This window comes from Pseudomonas sp., assembly GCF_002796985.1.
Lineage (GTDB): Bacteria > Pseudomonadota > Gammaproteobacteria > Pseudomonadales > Pseudomonadaceae > Pseudomonas.
On sequence record NZ_PEKX01000007.1, the window covers coordinates 666595 to 689142 of the forward strand.

24 protein-coding genes are annotated in these 22548 nt (G+C 65.6%); 13 read left to right on the plus strand and 11 right to left on the minus strand.

Annotated features, from left to right (window positions below):
• Positions 1-44: 44 nt before the first annotated feature.
• Positions 45-995, minus strand: a complete 951-nt coding sequence (gene minC, locus CTR55_RS08745) for a septum site-determining protein MinC (protein WP_296285509.1) — start codon at positions 993-995, stop codon at positions 45-47.
• A gap of 144 nt (positions 996-1139) precedes the next feature.
• On the opposite strand from minC, the gene CTR55_RS08750 reads away from it, so the two are divergent.
• Together CTR55_RS08750 and CTR55_RS08755 are read left to right on the plus strand one after the other, a co-directional pair.
• Complete coding sequence (locus CTR55_RS08750; protein ID WP_296285510.1) at positions 1140-2072, plus strand: lipid A biosynthesis lauroyl acyltransferase; 933 nt, start codon at positions 1140-1142, stop codon at positions 2070-2072.
• A gap of 46 nt (positions 2073-2118) precedes the next feature.
• Positions 2119-3303 (plus strand): patatin-like phospholipase family protein, encoded by a 1185-nt coding sequence (locus tag CTR55_RS08755; RefSeq protein ID WP_296285511.1) that lies wholly within the window; start codon positions 2119-2121, stop codon positions 3301-3303.
• A 125-nt stretch (positions 3304-3428) separates the two neighbouring features.
• Here CTR55_RS08755 and CTR55_RS08760 read toward each other — a convergent pair whose 3' ends face one another.
• The 5 genes from CTR55_RS08760 to CTR55_RS08780 form a co-directional block, all read right to left on the minus strand.
• Positions 3429-4289: a pirin family protein gene (locus CTR55_RS08760; protein ID WP_296285512.1), complete on the minus strand. Its 861-nt coding sequence runs from the start codon at positions 4287-4289 to the stop codon at positions 3429-3431.
• Positions 4290-4428: 139 nt separating this feature from the next.
• The gene (locus CTR55_RS08765) at positions 4429-5241 is read right to left on the minus strand and encodes a VacJ family lipoprotein (protein ID WP_296285513.1); all 813 of its coding nucleotides are present in this window, start codon (positions 5239-5241) and stop codon (positions 4429-4431) included.
• 4 nt (positions 5242-5245) lie between these two features.
• Positions 5246-6595: a serine/threonine protein kinase gene (locus CTR55_RS08770; protein WP_296285514.1), complete on the minus strand. Its 1350-nt coding sequence runs from the start codon at positions 6593-6595 to the stop codon at positions 5246-5248.
• Positions 6596-6680: 85 nt separating this feature from the next.
• Entirely contained in the window at positions 6681-7166 is a 486-nt protein-coding gene (locus CTR55_RS08775) for a GNAT family N-acetyltransferase (protein ID WP_296285515.1), read from the minus strand.
• 68 nt (positions 7167-7234) lie between these two features.
• Positions 7235-7801: a hypothetical protein gene (locus tag CTR55_RS08780; protein WP_296285516.1), complete on the minus strand. Its 567-nt coding sequence runs from the start codon at positions 7799-7801 to the stop codon at positions 7235-7237.
• A 111-nt stretch (positions 7802-7912) separates the two neighbouring features.
• Here CTR55_RS08780 and CTR55_RS08785 point away from each other — a divergent pair, with 111 nt between their 5' ends.
• Entirely contained in the window at positions 7913-8278 is a 366-nt protein-coding gene (locus CTR55_RS08785; protein WP_296285517.1) for a hypothetical protein, read from the plus strand.
• 1 nt (position 8279) lies between these two features.
• Here the strand turns inward: CTR55_RS08785 and CTR55_RS08790 are convergent, their stop codons facing one another.
• Both CTR55_RS08790 and CTR55_RS08795 read right to left on the minus strand, forming a co-directional pair.
• Positions 8280-9839, minus strand: coding sequence for a beta (1-6) glucans synthase (locus CTR55_RS08790; RefSeq protein ID WP_296285518.1), 1560 nt, complete (start codon positions 9837-9839; stop codon positions 8280-8282).
• Between the two features lie 74 nt (positions 9840-9913).
• The gene (locus CTR55_RS08795; RefSeq protein WP_296285519.1) at positions 9914-10135 is read right to left on the minus strand and encodes a DUF2061 domain-containing protein; all 222 of its coding nucleotides are present in this window, start codon (positions 10133-10135) and stop codon (positions 9914-9916) included.
• Positions 10136-10418: 283 nt separating this feature from the next.
• On the opposite strand from CTR55_RS08795, the gene CTR55_RS08800 reads away from it, so the two are divergent.
• The 10 genes from CTR55_RS08800 (at position 10419) to CTR55_RS08845 (ending at position 18916) form a co-directional block, all read left to right on the plus strand.
• Entirely contained in the window at positions 10419-11273 is an 855-nt protein-coding gene (locus CTR55_RS08800) for a glycine betaine ABC transporter substrate-binding protein (RefSeq protein WP_296285520.1), read from the plus strand.
• A gap of 212 nt (positions 11274-11485) precedes the next feature.
• The gene (locus CTR55_RS08805; protein ID WP_296285521.1) at positions 11486-11797 is read left to right on the plus strand and encodes a DUF485 domain-containing protein; all 312 of its coding nucleotides are present in this window, start codon (positions 11486-11488) and stop codon (positions 11795-11797) included.
• Complete coding sequence (locus CTR55_RS08810) at positions 11794-13449, plus strand: cation acetate symporter (RefSeq protein WP_296285522.1); 1656 nt, start codon at positions 11794-11796, stop codon at positions 13447-13449. The genes CTR55_RS08805 and CTR55_RS08810 overlap by 4 nt, the downstream gene beginning before the upstream one ends.
• Before the next feature lie 75 nt (positions 13450-13524).
• Positions 13525-15315: a putative nucleotidyltransferase substrate binding domain-containing protein gene (locus CTR55_RS08815; RefSeq protein ID WP_296285523.1), complete on the plus strand. Its 1791-nt coding sequence runs from the start codon at positions 13525-13527 to the stop codon at positions 15313-15315.
• Positions 15312-15938, plus strand: a complete 627-nt coding sequence (locus CTR55_RS08820; protein WP_296285524.1) for a 3'-5' exonuclease — start codon at positions 15312-15314, stop codon at positions 15936-15938. Before CTR55_RS08815 ends, CTR55_RS08820 begins: the two co-directional genes overlap by 4 nt.
• A gap of 120 nt (positions 15939-16058) precedes the next feature.
• Positions 16059-16217 (plus strand): DUF3309 family protein, encoded by a 159-nt coding sequence (locus tag CTR55_RS08825; RefSeq protein WP_296285525.1) that lies wholly within the window; start codon positions 16059-16061, stop codon positions 16215-16217.
• 400 nt (positions 16218-16617) lie between these two features.
• Positions 16618-16917: a hypothetical protein gene (locus CTR55_RS08830; protein WP_296285526.1), complete on the plus strand. Its 300-nt coding sequence runs from the start codon at positions 16618-16620 to the stop codon at positions 16915-16917.
• 167 nt (positions 16918-17084) lie between these two features.
• Complete coding sequence (locus CTR55_RS08835; RefSeq protein WP_296285527.1) at positions 17085-17897, plus strand: SDR family oxidoreductase; 813 nt, start codon at positions 17085-17087, stop codon at positions 17895-17897.
• A gap of 243 nt (positions 17898-18140) precedes the next feature.
• Positions 18141-18566 (plus strand): hypothetical protein, encoded by a 426-nt coding sequence (locus tag CTR55_RS08840; RefSeq protein ID WP_024766159.1) that lies wholly within the window; start codon positions 18141-18143, stop codon positions 18564-18566.
• A gap of 20 nt (positions 18567-18586) precedes the next feature.
• The gene (locus tag CTR55_RS08845; RefSeq protein WP_296285528.1) at positions 18587-18916 is read left to right on the plus strand and encodes a YnfA family protein; all 330 of its coding nucleotides are present in this window, start codon (positions 18587-18589) and stop codon (positions 18914-18916) included.
• Between the two features lie 303 nt (positions 18917-19219).
• On the opposite strand, the gene CTR55_RS08850 is transcribed toward CTR55_RS08845, so the two are convergent.
• Genes CTR55_RS08850 through ngg form a run of 3 tightly spaced genes read right to left on the minus strand, consistent with a single transcriptional unit; the run spans position 19220 to position 22521 of the window.
• Positions 19220-19450: a YheU family protein gene (locus CTR55_RS08850; RefSeq protein WP_236201709.1), complete on the minus strand. Its 231-nt coding sequence runs from the start codon at positions 19448-19450 to the stop codon at positions 19220-19222.
• 60 nt (positions 19451-19510) lie between these two features.
• Positions 19511-20734, minus strand: a complete 1224-nt coding sequence (locus CTR55_RS08855; RefSeq protein WP_296285529.1) for an osmoprotectant NAGGN system M42 family peptidase — start codon at positions 20732-20734, stop codon at positions 19511-19513.
• Positions 20731-22521: an N-acetylglutaminylglutamine synthetase gene (gene ngg, locus CTR55_RS08860; protein ID WP_296285530.1), complete on the minus strand. Its 1791-nt coding sequence runs from the start codon at positions 22519-22521 to the stop codon at positions 20731-20733. The genes CTR55_RS08855 and ngg overlap by 4 nt, the downstream gene beginning before the upstream one ends.
• Positions 22522-22548: the final 27 nt, after the last annotated feature.

Below are 22548 nucleotides of genomic sequence, written 5' to 3' on the forward strand. Positions count from 1 at the left end.
AAAAAACGAAGAATTCTGGTCACTTAATTTCGCGGCAGTATCCGTTAAAGGCGGGTGATGTTCAACACGTCACCCGACAGGCTGACATGCACCGCCTGCCCCCATTGCGGACTGCGCCGAAGGTCTTCGGCGACCTTGTAATTACCCGCGATGGACACGAGTTCCGCGGCCAGTTGCTGGCAGAAAATCCGTGCGCTGGTATCGCCCTTGACGCCGGCCAGGGCGCGACCACGCATGGGACCGTACACATGGATGTTGCCGTCGGCGAGAAGTTCCGCACCCGGGCTGACCGGGGCGAGCACAATCAGGTCGCCACCGGCGGCGTAGATCTGCACGCCGCCGCGTACCGGGGTGGTGACCAGCTTGGTCGGCCGGACGACCGGTACCGGTGGCTCGGCAGGCTTTTCCGGAACAGCTTCCGGCGCGGCGTCCTGTTGGGCGGCTTCCTGCGCTTCGGCGGTTGGCTCGGCGCTCGCCTCGGCCGGCGCCTCGTGCTTGGTCTCGGCGGGCTGCTCAGCCGGTTTCTCGGCCTGCACGCCAGCGCCGGCGGCCTGCTCGACCACCTTCTCAGAGAGTTTCTCGCCACGCGGGCGGCGCACCGGCGCGGCGCCGGTCACCTGCGGGACGGCGTCCTTGGCCTCGACCACGCGCTCGCGAGAGGAGCCGGACGGCGGCAGCACCGGGATGTCGAACATGGTGGCCAGGCGGATGTCTTCTTCGCGGCTGGCGCGGATGGCCAGGGTGCGCAGGCCATGGCGGCGGCAGATGTCCAGCACGCCTTGCAGGTCGAGCTGGCCTTCGCCGTCGGGCAGTTTGTCCAGCGCCAGCACCAGCGGGGTGTCGCGGAAGAAATTGGGCGCCTGGGCGACCTTCTGGGCGAGCTGGCGATCCAGGCGCGGCAGGTCATTGTGGGCCAGTTCCAGAACGGTGACGGCCAGCATGCTGCCCTTGAGCTGGAATACGGGATCGTGGTCGAGAAGGTCAGCTTGGCTCATGGTCGGACTGCGTCATCAAATGGGTTGGACTTATAGCGGACCGCCCCGGTAGCCGCAAGCGTGGCCGATGGCTAGGCCACACAGGAAGCGCCGCGCGTGTCGGCAAGGTAGAATGTCGGGCTTCGATCGTGACCGGAAAGTTCCATGGACCGCCCCACCTTTCGCCGTGAGTTCCTCCATCCCCGCCACTGGCCGCTCTGGCTCGGCCTTGGCGTGCTGTGGCTGGTGGTCCAGTTGCCCTACCCGGCGTTGCTCGGCCTGGGACGCGCCCTGGGCGCGTTGATGTACCGCGCGGTGGGGAGTCGCCGGGCGATTGCTGCACGCAACCTGGAGTTGTGCTTCCCGGAGCTGTCCGCTGCCGAGCGCAAGCGCCTGCTCAAGGAAAACTTCGCCTCCACTGGCATCGCCTTCTTCGAGATGGCCATGAGTTGGTGGTGGCCGAAGGCGCGCCTGGCCAGGCTTGCCCACATCGAGGGCATCGAGCATCTGAAGAAGGCCGAGGCTGAAGGCAAGGGCGTGATCCTCATGGCCATGCACTTCACCACCCTGGAGATCGGCGCGGCGCTGCTGGGCCAGGTACAGACCATCGATGGCATGTACCGCGAACACGACAACCCGGTGTTCGATTTCGTCCAGCGTACTGGCCGCGAGCGACACAACGCCGACGCCACCGCCATCGAGCGCGAAGACGTACGCGCCATGCTCAAGGTGCTGCGCGCCGGACGGGCCATCTGGTATGCGCCGGACCAGGACTACGGCGCCAAGCAGAGCCTGTTCGTGCCGCTGTTCGGCATCCAGGCCGCCACCGTCACCGCCACCACCAAGTTCGCCCGCCTGGGCCGTGCGCTGGTGCTGCCGTTCACCCAGTCGCGCCTGGCCGATGGTTCCGGCTACCGCCTGACCATCCACCCGCCGCTGGAAGACTTCCCCGGCGAGAGTGAAGAGGCCGACTGCATCCGCATCAACCAGTGGGTGGAGAGCGAGATCCGCCGCCAGCCCGAGCAGTACCTCTGGGCGCACCGCCGCTTCAAGAGCCGCCCCGAGGGCGAGCCCAAGCTCTACGACAAGAAGAAGTAGTGCGTTGGCGGGCTACGCTGGAATCGACGAGATAAGGACTTCTGCCGTGACCGACTCCGCCACTCCCCCAGATTGTCCTGCCGTTACGGGTCTGATCCTCTCCGGCGGCGGCGCGCGGGCGGCTTATCAGGTCGGTGTGCTGGCCGCCATCGCCGAGCTGCTGCCCGAGGGCGCCGAGAATCCCTTCCCGGTGATCGTGGGTACTTCCGCCGGCGCCATCAACGCCGTCGGGTTGGCCTGCGGGGCGTTGTCCTTCTCTGGCGCGGTGGAGCGCCTGACGCAGGTCTGGAAGGGCTTTCGCACCGGCCAGGTGTACCGCGCCGACTGGCCCGGCGTGTTCAGCCAGGCCTTCAAGTTCCTCGGTCATAGTCTGCTGGGGCTGGGCAAGCGCGAGCCGGTAGCGCTGCTGGACAGCACGCCACTGCGCTACCTCCTCGAACGGGAACTGGACCTGTCAGGTATCGCTGCCGCCGTGCGTCGCCGCAACTTGCGCGCCGTGGCGGTCACTGCCTTCGGTTATGAATCCGGTCAGGCGGTGACCTTTTACCAGGGCCGCGCCACCATCGATCCCTGGCTGCGCCACCGCCGCATCGGTGTGCCGACGCGGCTGCAGATCGAGCACCTGCTCGCCAGCTCGGCGATCCCGCTGTTGTTCCGCCCGGTGAAGATCCTTCGCGAGTACTTCGGTGACGGCGCGGTGCGCCAGCAGGCGCCGATCAGCCCGGCGCTGCACCTGGGCGCCAACCGCGTGCTGGTGATTGGCGTGAGCGGTAACCCCACGGTCGGCAGCGCCAACGAACAAGTGGCCAATTATCGGACGGGCCAGCCGCCGAGCCTGGCCCAGGTGGGCGTTCATCTGCTGAACAGCACCTTTATCGACAGTCTGGAAGGCGACATCGAGTTGCTGCACCGCATCAACTTCCTCAGCTCGCTGGTGCCCGAAGAGGCGCGCCGGGCGACGCTGGGGCTGGCGCCGGTGGATGTATTGCTGATTTCACCGAGCAGGCCGCTGGACGAGATCGCCGCGCAGTACCGCCACGAATTGCCACGGGCATTGCGCCTGTTCCTGCATGGGCCGGGCGCAACCAAGGCTAGCGGGGCGGGAGTGCTCAGCTACCTGTTGTTCGAGCCGGGTTATTGCAATGCGTTGATCGAACTGGGCTATCACGATGCCATGGAAAAGCGCGCGGAGATCGCGCGCTTTCTGGGGATGGAGGACTGGTCGCTGTAGGCCGGTCAATTACTGGGTTTCCGTGAGCGTAGGAGCGGACTCTGTCCGCGATTGACTCCCGGCGCGAAGCGGACCTATCGCGGACGGAGTCCGCTCCTGCACCAGCCTGTCTTTGTGCGTATGAGTCAAACCGCGAACACCCCATCGCGGTAATCACGCAGGGCCTGCTCGATTTCCTCTCGGCTGTTCATCACGAACGGGCCGTACTGCACGATCGGCTCATCGAGCGGCTTGCCGGCCAGCAGCAGGACGCGCGCGCCCTGATCGCTGGAGAGCCGGATCTCATCGCCCTGGCCCAGGCGCACCAGGCGGTTGGTGGCGACGGTCTCGTCGCCGCGCTCCCCCGGCACCTGCAGCGAACCTTCGTAGACGTACAGCATCACCCGATGGCCCGCCGGAATGCGCGGAGCCACGGAAGTGCCGGCCGGCAGCACCAGGTCGTAGTAGTGCGGCTCGGTACCGGGGCGCTGCACGGCGCCGTCGATAGCGGTCTCTCCGTCGTCGAAGCGCCCGGCGATCACGGTCACGCCCACACCTTGCGCGGTGGTCACGCGCGGCACGTCCTCGGGTTCGATGTCGCGGTAGCCGGCCGGGGACAGCTTGTCTTTCGCCGGCAGGTTCAGCCACAGCTGGAAGCCGCGCATGGCACCTTCCACCTGCTCGGGCATCTCGCTGTGGATGATGCCGTGGGCGGCGGTCATCCACTGCACGCCGCCGGGCTTGAGCAGGCCACGATTGCCCAGGTGGTCTTCGTGGCGCATGCGCCCTTCGAGCATGTAGGTGACGGTCTCGAAGCCGCGGTGCGGGTGGGCGGGGAAGCCGGCGATGTAGTCGTCGGGGTTCTGCGTGTCGAACTGGTCGAGCATCAGGAACGGATCGAAGCGCTCGATGCCGGGGCCGCCGATCACGCGGGTCAGGCGCACACCGGCGCCGTCGGAGGCTGGGTGGCCGATGTGCTGGTCGATCACGGTACGTAGACGGGTCATAGGAACCTCCTTGATCTGTGAATGGAGAGCATCCTATTCCCAATTGATGGATTAATGGTTGCGGTTTTTTCGACTTATATATCGAATAATCTGATTGTTTAAGGAAAGAAAACGCCGCCCGAGGGCGGCGTTTCCTGGGTCACTCCTGGATCTGCAGGTGTCGGGCTTCGGTGTAGAAGTAGCGCAGCTTCTCGTACTCGAAGGGAGAGTTCATCTGCCCGTAGCGGAAGCTGTTGCTGTAGCGCTTGTCGATGATTTCCAGGACCGGCAGCTCCCAGTATTCGCGGCTCAGGTCGGAGTAGTTCAGGTAGTTCACTTCGCGGGCAGCGACGAAGTCGGTGACCAGCCCGCCGGTGTCGCGCAGGTTGGAGGGGCCGAGGATGGGCAGCATCAGGTACGGCCCATCCGGCACGCCCCAGTAGCCCAGGGTTTGACCGAAGTCCTCGCTGATCTTCGGCAGGCCCATGGCGGTGGCCGGGTCCCACAGGCCGCCGATGCCGAGAATGGTGTTGAACAGCAGCCGCGCAGTGCTGTTGGCGGCGCGCTCGGGCTTGAGCTGGGCGACGCTGTTGAGCAGGGTCGACACTTCGCCCAGGTTGCTGAAGAAGTTGCTCACGCCGGTGCGCACGAAGTGCGGGGTCACGTACTGGTAGCCGTTCACGACGGGCAGGAATACCCATTCATCGAAGCGGTAGTTGAAGTGGTAGACCCGACGGTTCCACGACTCCCAGGGGTCATAGACGGTGAGGGCATCGATGGTGGCGCGTTCGAATTCGCGCTGATCCAGGCCGGGATTGAACTTCAGTACATCCAGCGGGTGCTTGAAGCCGTCTTCGTCCGGTGCCGTGTCGAATTTGCTGGTGGCGGGTGGCTGTACCGGTTGCGGCGTCTCGGCCTGGGCGTAGCCGCAGGCGAGCAGAAAGGCGAGGGTCCAGGAATGGCGAAATGGCATGGAGTCAGTTCCCTGTCTGCGCGGTGGCGATGCCTGCGGCCGAGGCATCCTGTCCCTTGAAGAAGCCCAGCATGTCCTGGGCGTTCACGCGGTAGTTGAGGTTGCCGCAGTGGCCGCCGCGCGGGTAAAGCGTCAGGCGGTCGCCGAAGGTGCTGCGCAGGAAGCCGATGTCACCCGGGCCGAGGATGACGTCGTCGGCGTTGTGCATCACGGCGATCTTCGGGCTGTCGTGCAGGTAGTCCTTCAGGGCGTACAGGCTGACCTGCTGGATCAGCTGCGGCAGGCTGCCGCCGTCGTACTTGGCGCGCCACAGTGGCATCAACTGGTCGGTCATGTAGCACTCGAAGTCGCACTGCATGGCGCGCTTGAAGAAGGGCGTCAGGCTGGTGCCTTCGGTGATCGGGTACTTGGGCGGGGTGATCAGGCCGCGGCGGTTGATCAGGTCGGAAGTGAAGGCGATGTCGGCGGACGAGAAGCGGAACACCGCGCCGATCAGCATGGCCATTTCTTCGTTGGACAGGTGCTGCTTGGACTGCTGCAGGTCGAAGAGGAAAGCGTCGTTGAGGTCGACGTAGCCCTTCTGCTTGAAGTAGCGGGTCAGCTTGGACAGCACCACCTGGTAGAAGGTGTTGGTGTCGTTGATGCCCTTGACCTCGGTCTGCACCATCTTGTCCAGGTTGCTCACCGAGGTGTAGAGGTTCACCGGTGGGTTGAGCAGCAGCACGCGCTTGAAGTTGAAGCTGCGGCGGGTCTCGTCGAGCTTGCTGACGAAGGCCGCATGCAGCGCGCCGAGGCTGTAGCCGGTCAGGTAGTAGTCGCTGATGGGCAGGTCCGGATGCTGCGCGCGCACGGCCTGCATTACCCGGTAGAGATCATCGGCGTCGTCGGGTGTGTAACCGGGGGTGGCGACCTGGGAGGCGCCGACCATGAAGTCCCAGCTGGTCGGCGAGGACAATTGCACGACGTGGTAACCGGCGCTGTAGAACAGGCGCTTGAGGTATTCCGGGGTGCTGCTGGAGTAGTGCGCGCCGGTGCCGGCGATGATGAAGACCAGTGGCGCTTCGTGATCCTGGCGGGCCAGGCGGTAGTGCAGCTTTTTCACCGGCCAGAAGTTGCTCGGCAGCTCGTGCTCGCGCTCGGGGCGCAACTTGAGCGCGTAGTCCGACTGGCGGATGTCGTCGTCCGTCGGCAACTCCGGGCGCAGCTCGGGTGGGGTGGTGGCGATGGTCGCCTCGAACGGGTTGACCAATGGATAGCCGTAGCTGGCCTGGTCCACATCGCGGGCGGAAGCGGGCCCGGCGAGTCCCAGTGCGAGGCTGCCGATCAGGGCGGCCACGCGGCGTAGAAGTATCATGGTTCGGAGTCCTTTCAAGAGGAGGCCAACTCTAGGGTGAGCGCGCATTAAGACCAGCACATTTCCCACAAGTGCGATGCTCGTTTCAGCCCTTGCGTGCCAAGTCACGCAGGGCGTCACCGGTCAGACGATAGACGGTCCACTCGTCTTGCGGGCACGCACCCAGGCTGCGGTAGAAGCCAATGGCCGGTTCGTTCCAGTCCAGTACCGACCACTCCAGGCGTCCGCAGTGGCGTTCTACCGCCAGCTTCGCCAGTTCGCTGAGCAGCGCCTTGCCCAGGCCGGCGCCACGGGCGGCGGGGCGTACATAGAGGTCTTCGAGGTAGATACCCGGTTGGCTTAGCCAGGTGGAGTAGTTGTGGAAGAACAGCGCGAAACCTTGCGGCGCGCCGTCCACCTCGCCGATCAGCACCTCGGCGTAGGGGCGCGGGCCGAACAGGTGGTCGTGCATGCGCTGGGCATCGGCTTTCACTTCGTCGAGCAGCTTTTCGTAGTCGGCCAGTTCGCGGATGAGGTCGAGGATCAGCGGGATGTCGTCGGGGACGGCAGGGCGCAGGGTGACGCGAGGCATGGGGCGTTCCTTGGAGAGCGGGGGCGTCCGAGCATGCCCAATGCGCCGCGTCTCTGGCAACAGGCGCTTCAGTAACGCTCCAGGCTTTCCAGCCAGATCAGCTCGCAGGCGCCGGCACCGGTGTCATCGCGGGTCAGCGAGCTGACCCAGCGCCAGCCGTCGTCGCCTTCCACGCGTACCAGCTTGCCGGACAGGCGAATGTGCTCGCCGGCGCTGACCTGGGCCAGGGCGCGCGCCACGCTGTCGTTGGCCGGGATCATGTGCATGTTGGCGGCATGGGTTTCCAGCTCGCGGCGGGGAATCGGCAGCTTGTCGGCATGCCAGTAGAACCAGCGGTTGCCCTGGCTGATGCGGATATCGGCCAGCACCTTCGGATCGTCCATCGGCCCCCAGCCAAGCGCCAGGTCGGTGGGCGACAGCTCGGCCTCGCGACCCAGGTGGTAATCCTCGCGGCCGAGCACGCGTGCCTCGATAGTGAAGTCCTGCAGCGGATAGATCGAATAGCGCTCGACGCGGAAGCCACCGTCGGGCTGGGCCTGGCTGTGCTGCTGCGGTGCCTGGGGCTGGTCGGTCGGCCACAGCCACCAGAAGCTGGTGGCCACGCAGGCCAGCAGGAACAGGGTCGATCGCTTCATCGAAGGCTCCGTTGGTGGGCGAAGTTTAGCCAGGGATCGCCCCCCCTTGCATCGCTCTTGGCGCTGGTTATGCTGGGCGCCGAATTCCCGCCTGCCCGGAGTAGTGGCGCCATGTCCCGTCGTTTACCCGTGATTCTCCTGCTGCTCGCCCTGGCGCTCTGGCTGGCGGCCAGCTATGGCCTGCGTTTCGGGCTGATGGAGGATGGTCGCTGGGTTGGCCTCTGCGCCGACGAAGCCACGCGCTGGGAGTGCGGCGTGCGCTCGCAGTTGGGCTGGGCGATCCACTTCGGGGTGTTCGGCAAGCTGGCGCTGGGGCTTTCGCTGCTGGCCTTCTTCGTGCCCCGCCAGGCGGGGTGGTGGCTGGCGGTGCTGGCGATGCTGTTCACCTTGCCGGCGTTGGTGCTGTACAACGCCGGGCTCGCAGTGTTCGCGGTGGTGCTGGCCGGGCTGCGCCTGGTGCGCGCACAGTCCCGCTGAGTCAAGTCGTCCGGGATGCGGGGCGCAGCCCCCGCAACAGCGCGCCGAGCAGGAGCAGGCTTACGGCCGCCCAGCCCAGCGCCTGCAGGTTGCTCAGCCCTTCCAGCGCCAGTTGTGCGGGAATTCCGACGGCGATGATCAGCGCCAGTAGCAGCGTTTCTCGACGTGGTGCCGCAACCGGCCGGCACAGGTAGACCAGCGCCGGGAACAGCAGGGCCGCGCTGGGGAAGCTGCGGTAGCGCGCATCGAAGACCAGCCCGAGCATCAGCACCGCGCCGGCGAATCCGGCGGCGGCCAGCCACAGGCCGGCGCGCTTCTCCAGCGCATTGAACGCTTTTGCCCTCCAGCCTGCGCGAGCCGACAGGGCGAGGCTGATGTGCAGCAGCACCAGCAGGTTGAGGCCGACCAGTGCCGCTGCCCAAAGCCACTCACCCCAGAAGCGGCTGGTAATCACCGACAGCTCCAGCCAAAGGCCGATGCAGCCGGCCCCCAGCGCACCGGCCAAGGGCAGCAGGAGGGCGTTGCGGGTAGAGGCGGGACGGCCGCCCACCAGCAGCCCGCCGAGCAGGATCACGCCGGACAGGCCCAGCCACAGCGGCCAGCTCGGCAGATTACTGATCGGCCCGGCGAGCACGCCTTTCTCCTCGCGGTCGGCGCTGAACAGGCCCCAGTAGCCGCCCACCGCGCCTTCGCTCTGGCGCTTCCACGGCTGGTCGAAGGCCTCGATCAGGTTGTAATGCCAGCCATGCTCCTCGGCCATGTGCACGAAGCCACGGATGAAGCGCGCCTCGTTGACCCGGCTGGGCAGGGCGGTCTCGCGCTGGCGGCCTTCGCTGGGCCAGCCGGTCTCGCCGATGAGGATATCCTTGGGGGCGAACTCGCGGCCGAAGTCCTCGCGGATCTTCGCCACGTGGGCGAGGGCATCGTCGATGCCGCGCGGGTTGTCTTCCCAGTAGGGCAGCAGGTGGATGGTGATGAAGTCCACCGCCGGGGCGATCTCCGGGTGCTGGTGCCAGAACTCCCAGACATCGGCGTAGGTCACCGGCTGGCGCACCTGGGCCTTCACCTTGTGGATAAGTCCGGCCAGGTAGTGCCCGGTGACTTCCTTGCGCAGCAGGGTCTCGTTGCCGACGATCACTGCCTGCACCACGTCCGGATAGTCGTTGGCGGCCTTGATCAGAGCCTGGACTTCACGCTCGGTATCCACCGGGTTGGCGTTGACCCAGGCGCCGAGCATCAACTTCAGGCCATGCTTGCGGGCCAGCGCCGGAATACCTTCCAGGCCGGTCATGGAATAGGTGCGCACGCAGTCGAACCGCGTCGCCAGCAGGGCGAGGTCGGCGTCCATCTGCTCCGGGCGCAGGACGAAAGGCTGGTCGAAGGGCGACTGGTCCTTGGCAAACGGGCTGTAGGACGCGCACTGCAGCTTGTGCGTGGGCGTGGCCGCGTCGGGCAGGACTACCGGTTTGCCCAGGCCGTACCAGAGCCCGCAGAGGGCCATCAGGGCGAGCAGCAGGGCGAGGCAATAGGGGCGAAGCGGAAAGCGCGAGAACTGTGGCATGGGGGCACGCGAGCCGTGGCGAGGCGCGCATCTTAGCAACGCCGCCGACCGCCGTCAGTGCCCGCGCGTGGCACTCAGGCGTGGCGATGAATCCAGTGGTGCGTCGGTGCCGAATCGCCTGCGGCGTTGCCCTCGATGCGCTTCCAGAACTTCTCGTGGAAGTGGAAGCCCACCGCGTTGCACAGCGGCTCGACCACCGCCACCAGGCCGCCCACGGCGATGCTGCCGGTCAGCGCGTAGGCGACGCTGAAGGCGATCACGAAGTGCATCAGGGTGAAAGTGACGGTCTTGAGCATGGTAGCGAGCCTCCAGTCGAGAATGATTCTCCGTTGCTGAAAGGCTACTGCGCAGGAGCGCGGCCGGGTAATCGAGCCTCTGTATGGCGGCGATAGGCCGGCAGTGCCGTCGTATAGGGAATGGCGCGGTCGTGGATGGACGGGTTCTGTCGTGGATCGGACCGTTTGGCGTCGCTCTCAGAGCAGTTCGCCAGCAGCGTGCGCCGATCATGAAGGGGCGGCCAAGACCGCGAACTGCGCCGGGCTCGCCCGGACGCGCCAATAAAATCACGGGGAGAAAACCATGCGAATGATGCGACGCCTGATGGGCCTGGGCGCAGGGCTGGTGCTGTCGGCGGCTGCCGGGCTGGCCGGTGCGGCGGCCAAGCCGGAAATCACCATCGGTTACGTGGACGGCTGGTCGGACAGCGTAGCGACCACCCATGTCGCCGCCGAGATCATGCGCGAGAAACTCGGCTACCAGGTCAAGCTGATGCCGGTCGCCGCCGGGATCATGTGGCAGGGCGTGGCGCGCGGCAAGCTCGACGCCATGCTCTCGGCCTGGCTGCCGGTCACTCACGGCGCCTACTACGAGAAGATGAAGGACAAGGTGGTCAACCTGGGCGTGAACTACCCGGGCGCGAAGATCGGCCTGATTGTCCCCGACTACGTGAAAGCCAACAGCATCGAGGACCTCAAGGCGCAGAAGGACGATTTCGGCGGTCGCATCGTCGGCATCGACGCTGGCGCCGGGGTGATGCTCAAGACCGACCAGGCGATCAAGGACTACGGCCTGGACTACAAGCTGGTGGCGAGTTCCGGCAGCGGCATGATCTCGGAGCTGACCCGCGCGGAGAACGACAAGAAGGCCGTGGCGGTGACCGGCTGGATTCCGCACTGGATGTTCGCCAAGTGGAAGCTGAAGTTCCTCGAAGACCCGAAAAAGGTCTACGGCGACGAGGAACACGTGGACAGCGTGGCCAACCCGGCACTGGAGAAGAAGGCACCGGAAGTCTGGGCCTTCCTGAAGAAGTTCCAGTGGAAGGACGGCCAGGAAATCGGCGAAGTCATGCTTGCCGTGCAGAATGGCGAGAAGCCGGAGGTGGCCGCCAAGAAGTGGGTCGAGGCGCATCCGGACCGGGTGAAGGAGTGGCTGTGATCGCCTAGAGCGTACCCTCGCGCGACACAGAAAAATCCCCCGCGAACCGAAAGGTTTGCGGGGGATTTTTTTATGCGGACGTGTCTATTCCGGGCTTGTTCGAAAATCCTGGCCAAGCGCTACGACTAAAGTCGTCTGGAGCGCTTGCGGCGGACACATAAATTAGAGATCGACGACATCCGCGTCATCCCCGCTGTGAGGACAACAACAAAATGAACGACAGCATCTACCAGCGGATTGATACCAATCCGCGCTTCAAAGAGCTGGTGGCCAAGCGCGAGCGCTTCGCCTGGCTGCTCTCCCTGATCATGTTGAGCCTGTACGTGCTCTTCATCCTGGTCATCGCCTTCCAGCCGCAGTTGCTCGGCGCGAAGATCAGTGCCGACTCGTCCGTCACCTGGGGCATCCCCATCGGTGTCGGGCTGATCCTCTCGGCCTTCGTGCTCACCGGCATCTACGTGCGCCGCGCCAACGGCGAATTCGATCGCATGAATCAGGAAATCCTCAAGGAGGCCCAGCAATGAAAGGCCGAATTTCTGCGGCCCTCGCGTTGGCCGCTTTCGCTCCTGCACTCTGGGCTGACGCCCTCACCGGCGAGGTGCAGCGCCAGCCGCTGAACGTCTCCGCCATCGTCATGTTCGTCGCCTTCGTTGGCCTGACCCTGTGCATCACCTACTGGGCCTCCAAACGCAGCAAATCCGCCGCTGACTTCTACACCGCTGGCGGCAGCATCACCGGCTTCCAGAACGGTCTGGCGATCGCCGGCGACTACATGTCCGCCGCTTCCTTCCTCGGCATTTCCGCGCTGGTGTTCACCTCCGGCTACGACGGCCTGATCTACTCCATCGGCTTCCTCGTCGGCTGGCCGATCATCCTCTTCCTGATCGCCGAGCGCCTGCGCAACCTGGGCAAGTACACCTTTGCCGACGTGGCGTCCTATCGCCTGAAGCAGAAGGACATCCGCACCCTGTCCGCCTGCGGCTCGCTGGTGGTGGTGGCCTTCTACCTGATCGCGCAGATGGTCGGCGCCGGCAAGCTCATCGAGCTGCTGTTCGGCCTGAACTACCACGTCGCCGTGGTCATGGTTGGCATCCTGATGGTGCTGTACGTGCTGTTCGGCGGCATGCTCGCGACCACCTGGGTACAGATCATCAAGGCCGTGCTGCTGCTCTCGGGCGCCACCTTCATGGCGATCATGGTGCTCAAGCACGTCAACTTCGACATCAGCACCCTGTTCTCCGAAGCTATCAAGGTTCACCCCAAGGGCGAGTCGATCATGAGCCCCGGCGGCCTGGTGAAGGACCCGATCTCCGCGTTCTCCCTGGGCTTCGCACTGATGTTCGGGACCGCCGGCCTGCCGCATATCCTGATGCGCTTCTTCACCGTCAGTGACGCCAAGGAAGCCCGCAAGTCGGTGTTCTTCGCCACCGGCTTCATCGGCTACTTCTACATCCTGACCTTCATCATCGGCTTCGGCGCGATCCTGCTGGTCAGCACCAACCCGGACTTCAAGGACGCCACCGGCGCGCTGCTGGGCGGCAACAACATGGCCGCTGTGCACCTGGCCGATGCCGTCGGTGGCAGCCTGTTCCTGGGCTTCATCTCCGCCGTGGCCTTCGCCACCATCCTCGCGGTGGTTGCCGGCCTGACCCTGGCCGGTGCCTCGGCCGTGTCCCACGACCTGTACGCCAGTGTGCTGAAGGGCGGCAAGGCCAACGAGAAGGATGAACTGCGCGTCTCGAAGATCACCACCGTGTGCCTGGGTGTGGTCGCGATCGTCCTCGGCATCCTGTTCGAGAAGCAGAACATCGCCTTCATGGTCGGCCTGGCCTTCTCCATCGCCGCCAGCTGCAACTTCCCGGTGCTGCTGCTCTCGATGTACTGGAAGAACCTGACCACCCGTGGCGCAATGATCGGTGGCTGGCTCGGCCTGATCACCGCGGTGACCCTGATGATCCTCGGCCCGACCATCTGGGTTCAGATCCTCGGCCACGAGAAAGCCATCTACCCGTACGAGTACCCGGCGCTGTTCTCCATGGCCGTGGCCTTCATCGGTATCTGGTTCTTCTCCATCACCGACAAGTCGACCGCTGCCGACGAAGAGCGCGCGCGCTTCTTCCCGCAGTTCATCCGTTCGCAGACCGGCCTGGGGGCCAGTGGCGCCGCTGCCCACTGATAGCCTGAGCTAACCTGCCGGGGCCGGAGGTGGAAACACCTCCGGCCCCGCTTTTTTGACCGGGATGGAATACGGATGTCCGACGACTTCAACTTCGCCTCGCCACCCTTCGACCAGCTCCGCCCGCTGGAGCGCGAGCAACTGCGCGATGCGCTGAGCGTGGGCTACTACACGGTCGACGAAGTGCTACTCGAAACCGGGGCGCCGGTGCCTTGCCTGTTCGTCCTGATGAAGGGCGTGATCGAGGAGCGCGGCGAGGACGGCAAGCTGTTCGCCCACTACGGTGCCGAAGACCTGTTCGACGTGCGCGGGCTGTTCTCCGGCAGCAGCAAGCATCGCTACCAGGCGGTGGAAGAGAGCATCGTCTACGAACTGCCGGCGGCGGTGTTCCACCAGCTGTGCATGGACAACCCACAGTTCGCCCGTTTCTTCCGCGCGGACCTGGCCAGCAAGCGCCAGTTGGAGCGCCGTGACGGGCAGAACCTCGCCGAATTCATCCTCACCCGCATCGCCCCTGAACACCTGTTGCCGGCCATCGAAGTCGAGCCCGGTCTGCCGCTGGGGGATGCCGCGCGCCTGCAACTCAGCCAGGGCGCCGACGCTCTGCTGGTGCGCGAGGACGGCGCGCTGGGCATCGTGACCCGCACCGACCTGATGACCGCGCACTTCCGCGATGGCTTCAGCGAGGCGCAACCCATCGGCCCGCTGGCGCACCGCCCGCTGAGCCACGTCGAACTGGGAGACTTTCTCTTCGACGCGATGATCCTCATGACCCGCCAGCGCATCGAGCGCGTGGCCGTGTGCGAGGAGGGCAGGGTGGTCGGCCTGTTGCACCTGACCCAGGTGCTCAGCCTGTTCTCCACCCATTCCCACGTGCTGGCGTTGCGCATTGCCCGCGCCGAAAGCGAGGCCGAGCTGCGCGCCGCCGCCGAGACCCTGCACACGCTGATCGCGACCCTGGCGGGCAATGGCATCCGCCTGCGTTTCATCATGCAACTGGTCAGCGCGCTCAACGAACAACTGCTCGAGCGCCTGTTCGAACTGCAGGTGCCGCCGGTGCTGCGCGGTCGCTGCTGCCTGCTGGTGATGGGCAGCGAAGGGCGCGCGGAGCAGCTGCTGAAGACCGACCAGGACAACGCGCTGATCCTCGACGACGGCCTGCCCATCGAGCAGGGCCTGTTGCTGATGCAGCGCTTCTCCGCTGCGTTGCTGGAGTTCGGCTATCCGCCGTGCCCTGGCGGCGTGATGGCCAGCCGGCCGGAGTGGTGCAAGCCGCTGTCGGAGTGGCAGCGCGAGTTGCGCGAGCTGCCGTTGCAAGGTCGCCCCGAACAGCTGATGCGCCTGTCGATCCTCGCCGATGCCTGGCCGGTGGCGGGCAACCGGCGTTTGTTCGACGGCTTGAGCGAATGCCTGCACGAACTGGCCGGCGACAGCAGCCGCTGGATGAGCGACCTGGCCCTGCCGGCCCTGCAGTTTGACACGCCACTGACCTTCCTCGGGCAGTTGAAGACCCAGGACGCGCACCTGGACGTGAAGCGTGGCGGCATCTTCCCCATCGTCCACGGCGCTCGCGTGCTGGCCGTGCGCGAAGGGTTGGACGAGCGCGGCACCCTCGGTCGCCTTGCCGCGCTGAAGGCGCTCGGCGTGCTGGATGAAGCGCTGGCCGACAACCTGGTCGAAGCCTTCGAACTGTTCCTCCAGCTGCGCCTGCGCCAGCAACTGGATGGCCAACGCGACGGCCGCGAACAGGGGCTCGATGTTTCCCGTCTCAGCCGCCACGAGCGCGACCTGCTGCGCTTCGGGCTGCACACGGTGAAGAAGTTCAAGCAGAGCCTGACCCGCCAATTTCACCTGGAGACCCGATGAACGCCTGCATCGTTGCCCCCGATCCGCACTGGTCCGCCTGGCGCCGCCGTCTCTACTGGTGGCGGCACGACCCGGCGGAGGCGGAAGAGCTGGTGTCGCTGGACCTGGAGACCACCAGCCTCGACCCGCGCAAGGCCGACATCCTCAGCATCGGCGCGGTGGTGATCCGGCGTGGCAAGCTGATCCTCGGCGAGCGTCTGGAGCTGCTGGTGGAGCCGCCGCCGTCGCTGGACGGCGAGTCGATCCGCATCCACAAGCTGCGTCGCGCCGACCTCGAAGGCCAGCTGCCGCTGGTGGAGGCGCTGCGTCGGGTGCAGGCCTTCGTCGGCGACCGGCCGCTGCTGGGCTACTACCTGTCCTTCGATGTTGCCGTGCTGCGCCGACACTTGCGTGAGCAGTTCGATGCAACATTGGACAACCCTCGCGTGGAGGTCTCGGAGATCTACCACCGCAAGATGAGCCGGCGCTTTCCCGACCTGCACCTGGACCTGCGCTTCGACACCCTGGCGCGCAACCTGGATATCCCCATCGAAGGCCGTCACACCGCCATCGGCGATGCGCGCACCGCCGCGCTGATGTTCCTGCGCCTGCGCAAGGGCTCGCTGCCCCGCGATCTGAGCTGACTCCGGCGCGCGCAGATTCTTTGAATCTTCCGTGCGCCCTCCCAGTCGGAAACGATAAGCGCTGGCCAATCGCACCACCGCGAGCCATCGCTCCTCGTTGACTGGAGGAGGAGAGACGATATGGGACTCGGGACCATCCTGTTGATCATTCTGATCCTGCTACTGATCGGCGGTCTGCCGGTCTTCCCCCACTCGCGCAGCTGGGGTTACGGCCCCTCGGGCGTGATTGGCGTGGTGCTGGTCGTGCTGCTGGTGCTGTTGTTGCTTGGGCGGATCTGACCTGCCTCCGGCAAGAACATCGCGGATGAATCCGCTCCTACGAAAAGCACCGAAATTCCCGGCATCGTAGGAGCAACTGTCTTCTTCTGAAAATCCGTGCCTGGGTTTTCCCTATCCCTGAAGGGAGAGGGAGCCGAGTCTGCCGGCTGATGCCATAGTTACATCCTGCTCCGAACTGTCCCCTCTCCCCCTGGGAGAGGGCTAGGGTGAGGGCAGGCCCTGGCACGGGATTTCAGGTAGGAGCGGACTCCGTCCGCAATTGCTCGACCCTCGCTCTGGCGGGTATCAGCTTTCCCCGCATACGTCACAGCGCCGATACGTCACAGGGTGATTCGTCGCACAGCCCTGGCGGAGTGCCTGTATTAACATACTGGGCCTTTGCCATCAGGGAGTCTTAGGGATGCTGGGCGTTGTACTGGTTGTGCTGGGCGTGGTGTGGTTGCTCGTCCAGTGCGGGCTGGGCCTGCTGCCGCTGGCCGAAGCCATGACCCTGGACCCGGTGGTCAACCTCGATCGCTATTGGCAGTTCGCCTTCCTCGGCCCGGCCCTTCCCGTGGCCTTGGGCATCTTCATACTGCGCTACCGCATCAGCGGCTTGGCCCAGCTCAAGCGCGAGCGCATCAACTGTGCTGCCCACCTGCTTGTCGCCGCCGGTATCGCCCTGGTGCTGGGCAAGCTCTGCGTGCTTCTCCAGGCCTGACCTGCACCCCATGAAGCGCTAGTGCGCCGGCGGTTTGCCAGGGGCATTCAGCGCCCTGATTTCGCCGCTGGAAGCACAAAGCCTTGGTTACACTTCGGGCCACAGTCGTCGACAAAGCGTTGTCGATCACCCGTCCCGAACAAGACAAGAAAAGGCAGACCTCCCCTATGCAAAATCGCATCATGATCACCGGCGCCGGTTCCGGCCTCGGACGCGAAATCGCCCTGCGCTGGGCCCGCGAGGGCTGGAAGCTGGCGCTGGCCGACGTCAACGAAGCAGGCCTTGCCCAAACCCTCAAGCTGGTGCGCGAGGCCGGCGGTGACGGCTTTACCCAGCGCTGCGACGTGCGCGACTACAGCCAGCTGACCCAGCTGGCGCAGTCCTGCGAAGAGAAATTCGGTGGCATCGACATCATCGTCAACAACGCCGGCGTTGCCTCCGGCGGGTTCTTCAGCGAACTGTCGCTGGAAGACTGGGACTGGCAGATCTCGATCAACCTGATGGGCGTGGTCAAGGGCTGCAAGGCCTTCCTGCCGCTGCTGGAGAAGAGCAAGGGACGCATCGTCAACATCGCTTCCATGGCCGCGCTGATGCAGGGCCCGGCGATGAGCAACTACAACGTGGCCAAGGCCGGCGTGGTGGCGCTCTCGGAAAGCCTGCTGGCCGACCTCAGCCTGGTCGATGTGAAGGTCCACGTGGTCTGCCCGTCGTTCTTCCAGACCAACCTGCTGGACTCCTTCCGCGGCCCGAGCCCGGAGATGAAGACCCAGGTCGGCAAGCTGCTGGAAAGCTCGCCGATCAGCGCTGCCGACATCGCCGACTACATCCACCAGGAAGTGGCCCGCGACGTGTTCATGATCCTGCCCCACGAACAGGGCCGCATGGCCTGGCAGATCAAGCAACAGAACCCCCAGGCGATCTACGACGAGATGGCGAAAATGGCGGAGAAGATGCAGGCCAAACGCCGTAGTCTCTCCTGATATTCACACGGGTCTTGCCCCCTTTCGGTGCAGTGAAAGAGAGGGCTTGCCCAGGTCAGTGCAAAGGGTTAGTTTTAGTCACCGGCCTGCCTGGCTGTGAAGTACGTTGGACCCCGGTGAAAGCCCCGCTCATGTCGCGGGGCTTTTGCTTTTTCGGGCCACTGCGCAGCGGTGGGGATTCGCGCTTTGCGTGTGGGCAGGCCTGTGTTAGAAGGCTTGCGTGTTATTGAAGGAAGAACCCGCTTGCACTGTGAATCCATCGTCTATGGCTGTATCCGCGACTGGCCCGGCGACTCGATGGAGCGCCGCCTGCGCCGTGCCGCCAACCGCAAGGTGCTCGACAGCCTGCCCATGGGCGAGGCCTGGCCGTTCCTCGGCCGCGAGATGTTCAGCCGCTGCGAGACCGAGGGCGCGGGCCTCTACCAGTCCCAGGTGATCCATTTCGGCGCCAGCTACCAGACCATCGAATACGAGTGGAAACTCTGGGTCGAACAGTTCGAAGCCCTGCTGCGCCGCCTCTACTGGGCCAGCGCGGTGGTGCACCTGGAAACCGAAGTCAACGGCAGCCACACCTTCCGCTGGGAATCCGAGAACGGCTTCCACAGCCCTCGCGAAGGTGAGCTGAAAGTACGCTGCGCCTGGGAACGCGAGGGCGGCCTGCGCGGCTGAGCCCTCCAGGAAAGACCGCTGTGATCAACTACCTCTGGTTCGTCCTCGCCGCGTTCTGCGAGATCGGCGGCTGTTACGCCTTCTACCTCTGGCTGCGCCTGGACAAGAGCGCCCTGTGGATAATTCCCGGCCTGCTCAGCCTGACCGTCTTCGCTCTGCTGCTCACCCGCGTCGAAGCCAACTACGCCGGGCGTGCCTATGCCGCGTACGGCGGCATCTATGTCGCCGCCTCGCTGTTCTGGCTGGCCTTCGTCGAGAAGAGTCGCCCGCTGTGGAGCGACTGGGTGGGCGTGGCGCTGTGCGTGATCGGCGCCAGCGTGGTGCTGCTCGGGCCGCGCTTCGCGCCCTGATCCGCTCAACATCTGGCGAATAACGCCGACGGCGTTATGCAGCCTGAACCTGTAGGAGCGAGCTTGCTCGCGAACGGAGTAACCGGCTGCCGATGAGTGGTCGGCGAGCGCCGGGTTGGCGAGCAAGCTCGCTCCTACAAGGGGCCTGCTCCCACTTTGCCACTGAGCTTCAGCGTAGGATGGATGGAGCTTGCGATACCCATGCTGTGGGTGCGTGCAATCGATGGGTATCGCTGCGCTCCACGCCATCCTACGTGGTATTCAGCCGGCGCAATGGGCATGAAACGTTCCAGAACGGCTATGTCAGTCCTCCAGCCACTCCCTCGGCACTTCGCTTTTCAGCATCAACTGGCACTGCTGGCTTTCCGGGTCGAAGACGATCACCGCCTCGCCGCGCTTGAGCGCATGCCGCGCGCGCTCCACGCGCACATCCAGCGGCGTGTCGTCGCCGTTGTCGGTGCCTTCGCGGGTGACGAAGTCTTCCAGCAGGTTGTTGAGGGTGTCGGCTTCGATGAGCTCGAAGGGGATCAGCATGACTGGCTACTCGTGAATCGCAGCGCGGGATTGTAGTCCCGCGCTGCGCCGAGTGCAGCCTCAGTTCTTGTTCCGGTCCGGGTCCTTGCCCTTGTCGGACGCCCCATCGCCGCTGTCGATCAGGTCGTCCACCGGCGGCACATGGGTGGTGCTTTCCATGTGCACCGGATGCTCCAGCTGCTTGCTGAAGCGCTCCAGCGTGCCCTCGCTGGGTTCCGCATCGCTGTCGAACACCGGCGGGCTAAGCATGTAGGCAGTGAGCAGTTTTGCCAGCGCGGCGAGGCTGTCGATATGGGTGCGTTCGTAGCCATGGGTGGCATCGCAACCGAAGGCCAGCAGCGCGGTGCGGATGTCATGGCCGGCGGTGATCGCCGACTGCGCATCGCTGTGGTAGTAGCGGAACAGGTCCCGGCGCACCGGCACCTCGTGGCGTTCGCCCAGGCGCAGCAGGTGGCGCGAGAGGTGGAAGTCGTAAGGCCCGCCGGAGTCCTGCAGCGCCACGCTCACCGCGTGTTCGCTGGAGTTCTGCCCCTCGGCCACCGGGGCGATGTCGATGCCGACGAACTCGCTGACGTCCCAGGGCAGCGCGCCGGCCGCGCCGGAGCCGATCTCCTCTGTGATGGTGAACAGTGGGTGGCAGTCGATGGGCGGCACCTGGCCGTTCTCCACGATGGCCTTCAGCGCGGCCAGCAGCGCGGCGACGCCGGCCTTGTCGTCGAGGTGGCGGGCGCTGATGTGGCCGCTTTCGGTGAACTCCGGCAGTGGGTCGAAGGCAACGAAGTCGCCAATGGCCACGCCAAGGGATTCACTGTCAGCGCGGCTGGCGGTGTAGGTGTCCAGGCGCAGCTCGACGTGGTCCCAACTGATCGGCAGGGTATCCACGGCGGTATTGAAGGCGTGCCCGGAGGCCAGCAGCGGCAGCACGCTGCCACGGAACACGCCGTTCTCGCAGAACACCGTGACCCGGCTGCCCTCGGCGAAGCGGCTCGACCAGCAGCCCACTGGCGCCAGTGCCAGGCGACCATTGGGTTTGATCTCGCGGACAATCGCGCCAATCGTGTCGAGGTGAGCAGAGACCGCGCGGTCCGGGCTCTTGCGCCGGCCCAGCAGGGTCGCGCGGATGGTCCCGCGGCGGGTCATCTCGAAGGGCACGCCGATCTCTTCCAGCCGCTCGGCGACGTAGCGCACGATGGTGTCGGTGAAGCCGGTGGGGCTGGGGATGGCGAGCATTTCCAGCAGCACGCGTTGCAGGTAGTTCAGGTCCGGTTGTGGCAATGGGCTCATGCCGGGGCCTCCACGTTGGGGTGTGGCTGGTCGCGGTGCAGCAGTTCGCGGCTCAGCGGGAACAACAGGTCGACGAAGCGTTCGGCGACGGGCTGTGGCTCATGGTTGGCCAGCCCCGGCCGCTCGTTGGCTTCGATGATCACGTAGTCCGCCTGGTCGGCCTCGGTGACCAGCAGGTCGAGGCCGGTGACTGGAATTTCCAAGGCCCGCGCCGCACGGGTGGCGGCCTCGGCCAGCGCGGGATGCAGGCGCTCGGTGACGTCTTCCAGGGTGCCGCCGGTGTGCAGGTTGGCGGTGCGTCGCACAGCCAGGCGCTGGCCGCTGGGCAACACGTCGTCATAGCTGAAGCCGGCGGCGCTCAGGGTGCGTTCGGTCTCGCCGTCCAGCGGAATGCGGCTCTCGCCGTCGGTGGCGGCCTGGCGCCGACGGCTCTGCGCTTCGATCAGTTTGCGGATGCTGTGCCGGCCATCGCCGATCACTTCGGCGGGGCGGCGGATGGCGGCGGCCACCACTTCGTAGCCGATCACCACGATGCGCAGGTCCTGCCCTGGGTGGTAACTCTCGAGGATCACGCGGACGTCGAATTGCTTCGCGTGGGCGATGGCGTTCTCCACTTCCTCGGGCGTGCGCAGGTCCACGGCGACGCCCTGGCCCTGTTCGCCGTCCACCGGCTTGACCACCAGTGCACGGTGTTCTTCGAGGAACGCGGCATTCTCTTCCGCGCTGGCAGCCACGCGCTGCTGCGGTTGGCGCAGGCCGGCCCGGTCGAGAGCGCGGTGGGTGAGGGTCTTGTCCTGGCACAGGCTCATGCTCACCGCGCTGGTCAGGTCGCACAGCGACTCGCGGCAGCGGATGCGCCGGCCGCCCTGGGTGAGGGTGAAGAGGCCGGCGTCGGCGTCCTGCACCTGCACCTCGATACCGCGTCGATGGGATTCGTCGACGATGATCCTGGCGTAGGGGTTAAGGCCTTCCTCCGGGCCAGGGCCGAGGAACAGCGACTGGTTGATGCCGTTCTTGCACTTCACCGCGAAGGTCGGCAGCTCGCGGAAGCGCAGCTTGCGGTACAGCGACTTGGCCTGCTGGTTGCCGTGCAGCACGGACAGGTCGAGGTACGCCAGGCCGCGGCTCATGAAGTGCTCGATCAGGTGGCGCACCAGCGCTTCGCCGACGCCCGGCCGGCTGGATTGCGGGTCCACCGCCAGGCACCAGAGGCTGGAGCCGCCTTCCGGGTCGCGGAAGGCCTTGGCGTGGTTGATGCCCATGACGGTGCCGATCACCGTGCCAGTCTCGGCGTCCTCCGCCAGCCAGTAGGCCGGGCCGCCCTGGTGACGCGGGGTGACGTTGGATGGATCGACCGGCAGCATGCCGCGCGACAGGTACAGGCGGTTGATTGCCGTCCAGTCGTCGTCGCTGTGCACGCGGCGGATGCGGAAGCCACGGAAGGGCCGGCGCGCCGGGCGGTAGTCGGTGAACCACAGGCGCAGCGCGTCGGACGGGTCGAGGAAGAGTTGTTGCGGGGCGTGCGCCAGCACCTGTTGTGGCGCGGCCACGTAGAGGGCGATGTCGCGTTCGCCGGGGCGTTCGTTGAGCAGTTCGGCGGCGAGCTTGTCGGGGCTGGAGAAGGTGTGGCCAATCAGCAGGCGACCCCAGCCGCATTGCAGGATCAGCGGGCCGTGGCTCTCCGCGTGGTCGCCGGCGAAGCGCGCCTGCAGACGTTCGTAGGTCGGCGTCTGGCCACGCAGCAGCCGCTGGTTGTGGGGATGGGGCAGGTTGGAATGGGGTTTCATCTTGCGCTCCCTGATAAGGCATCTGTC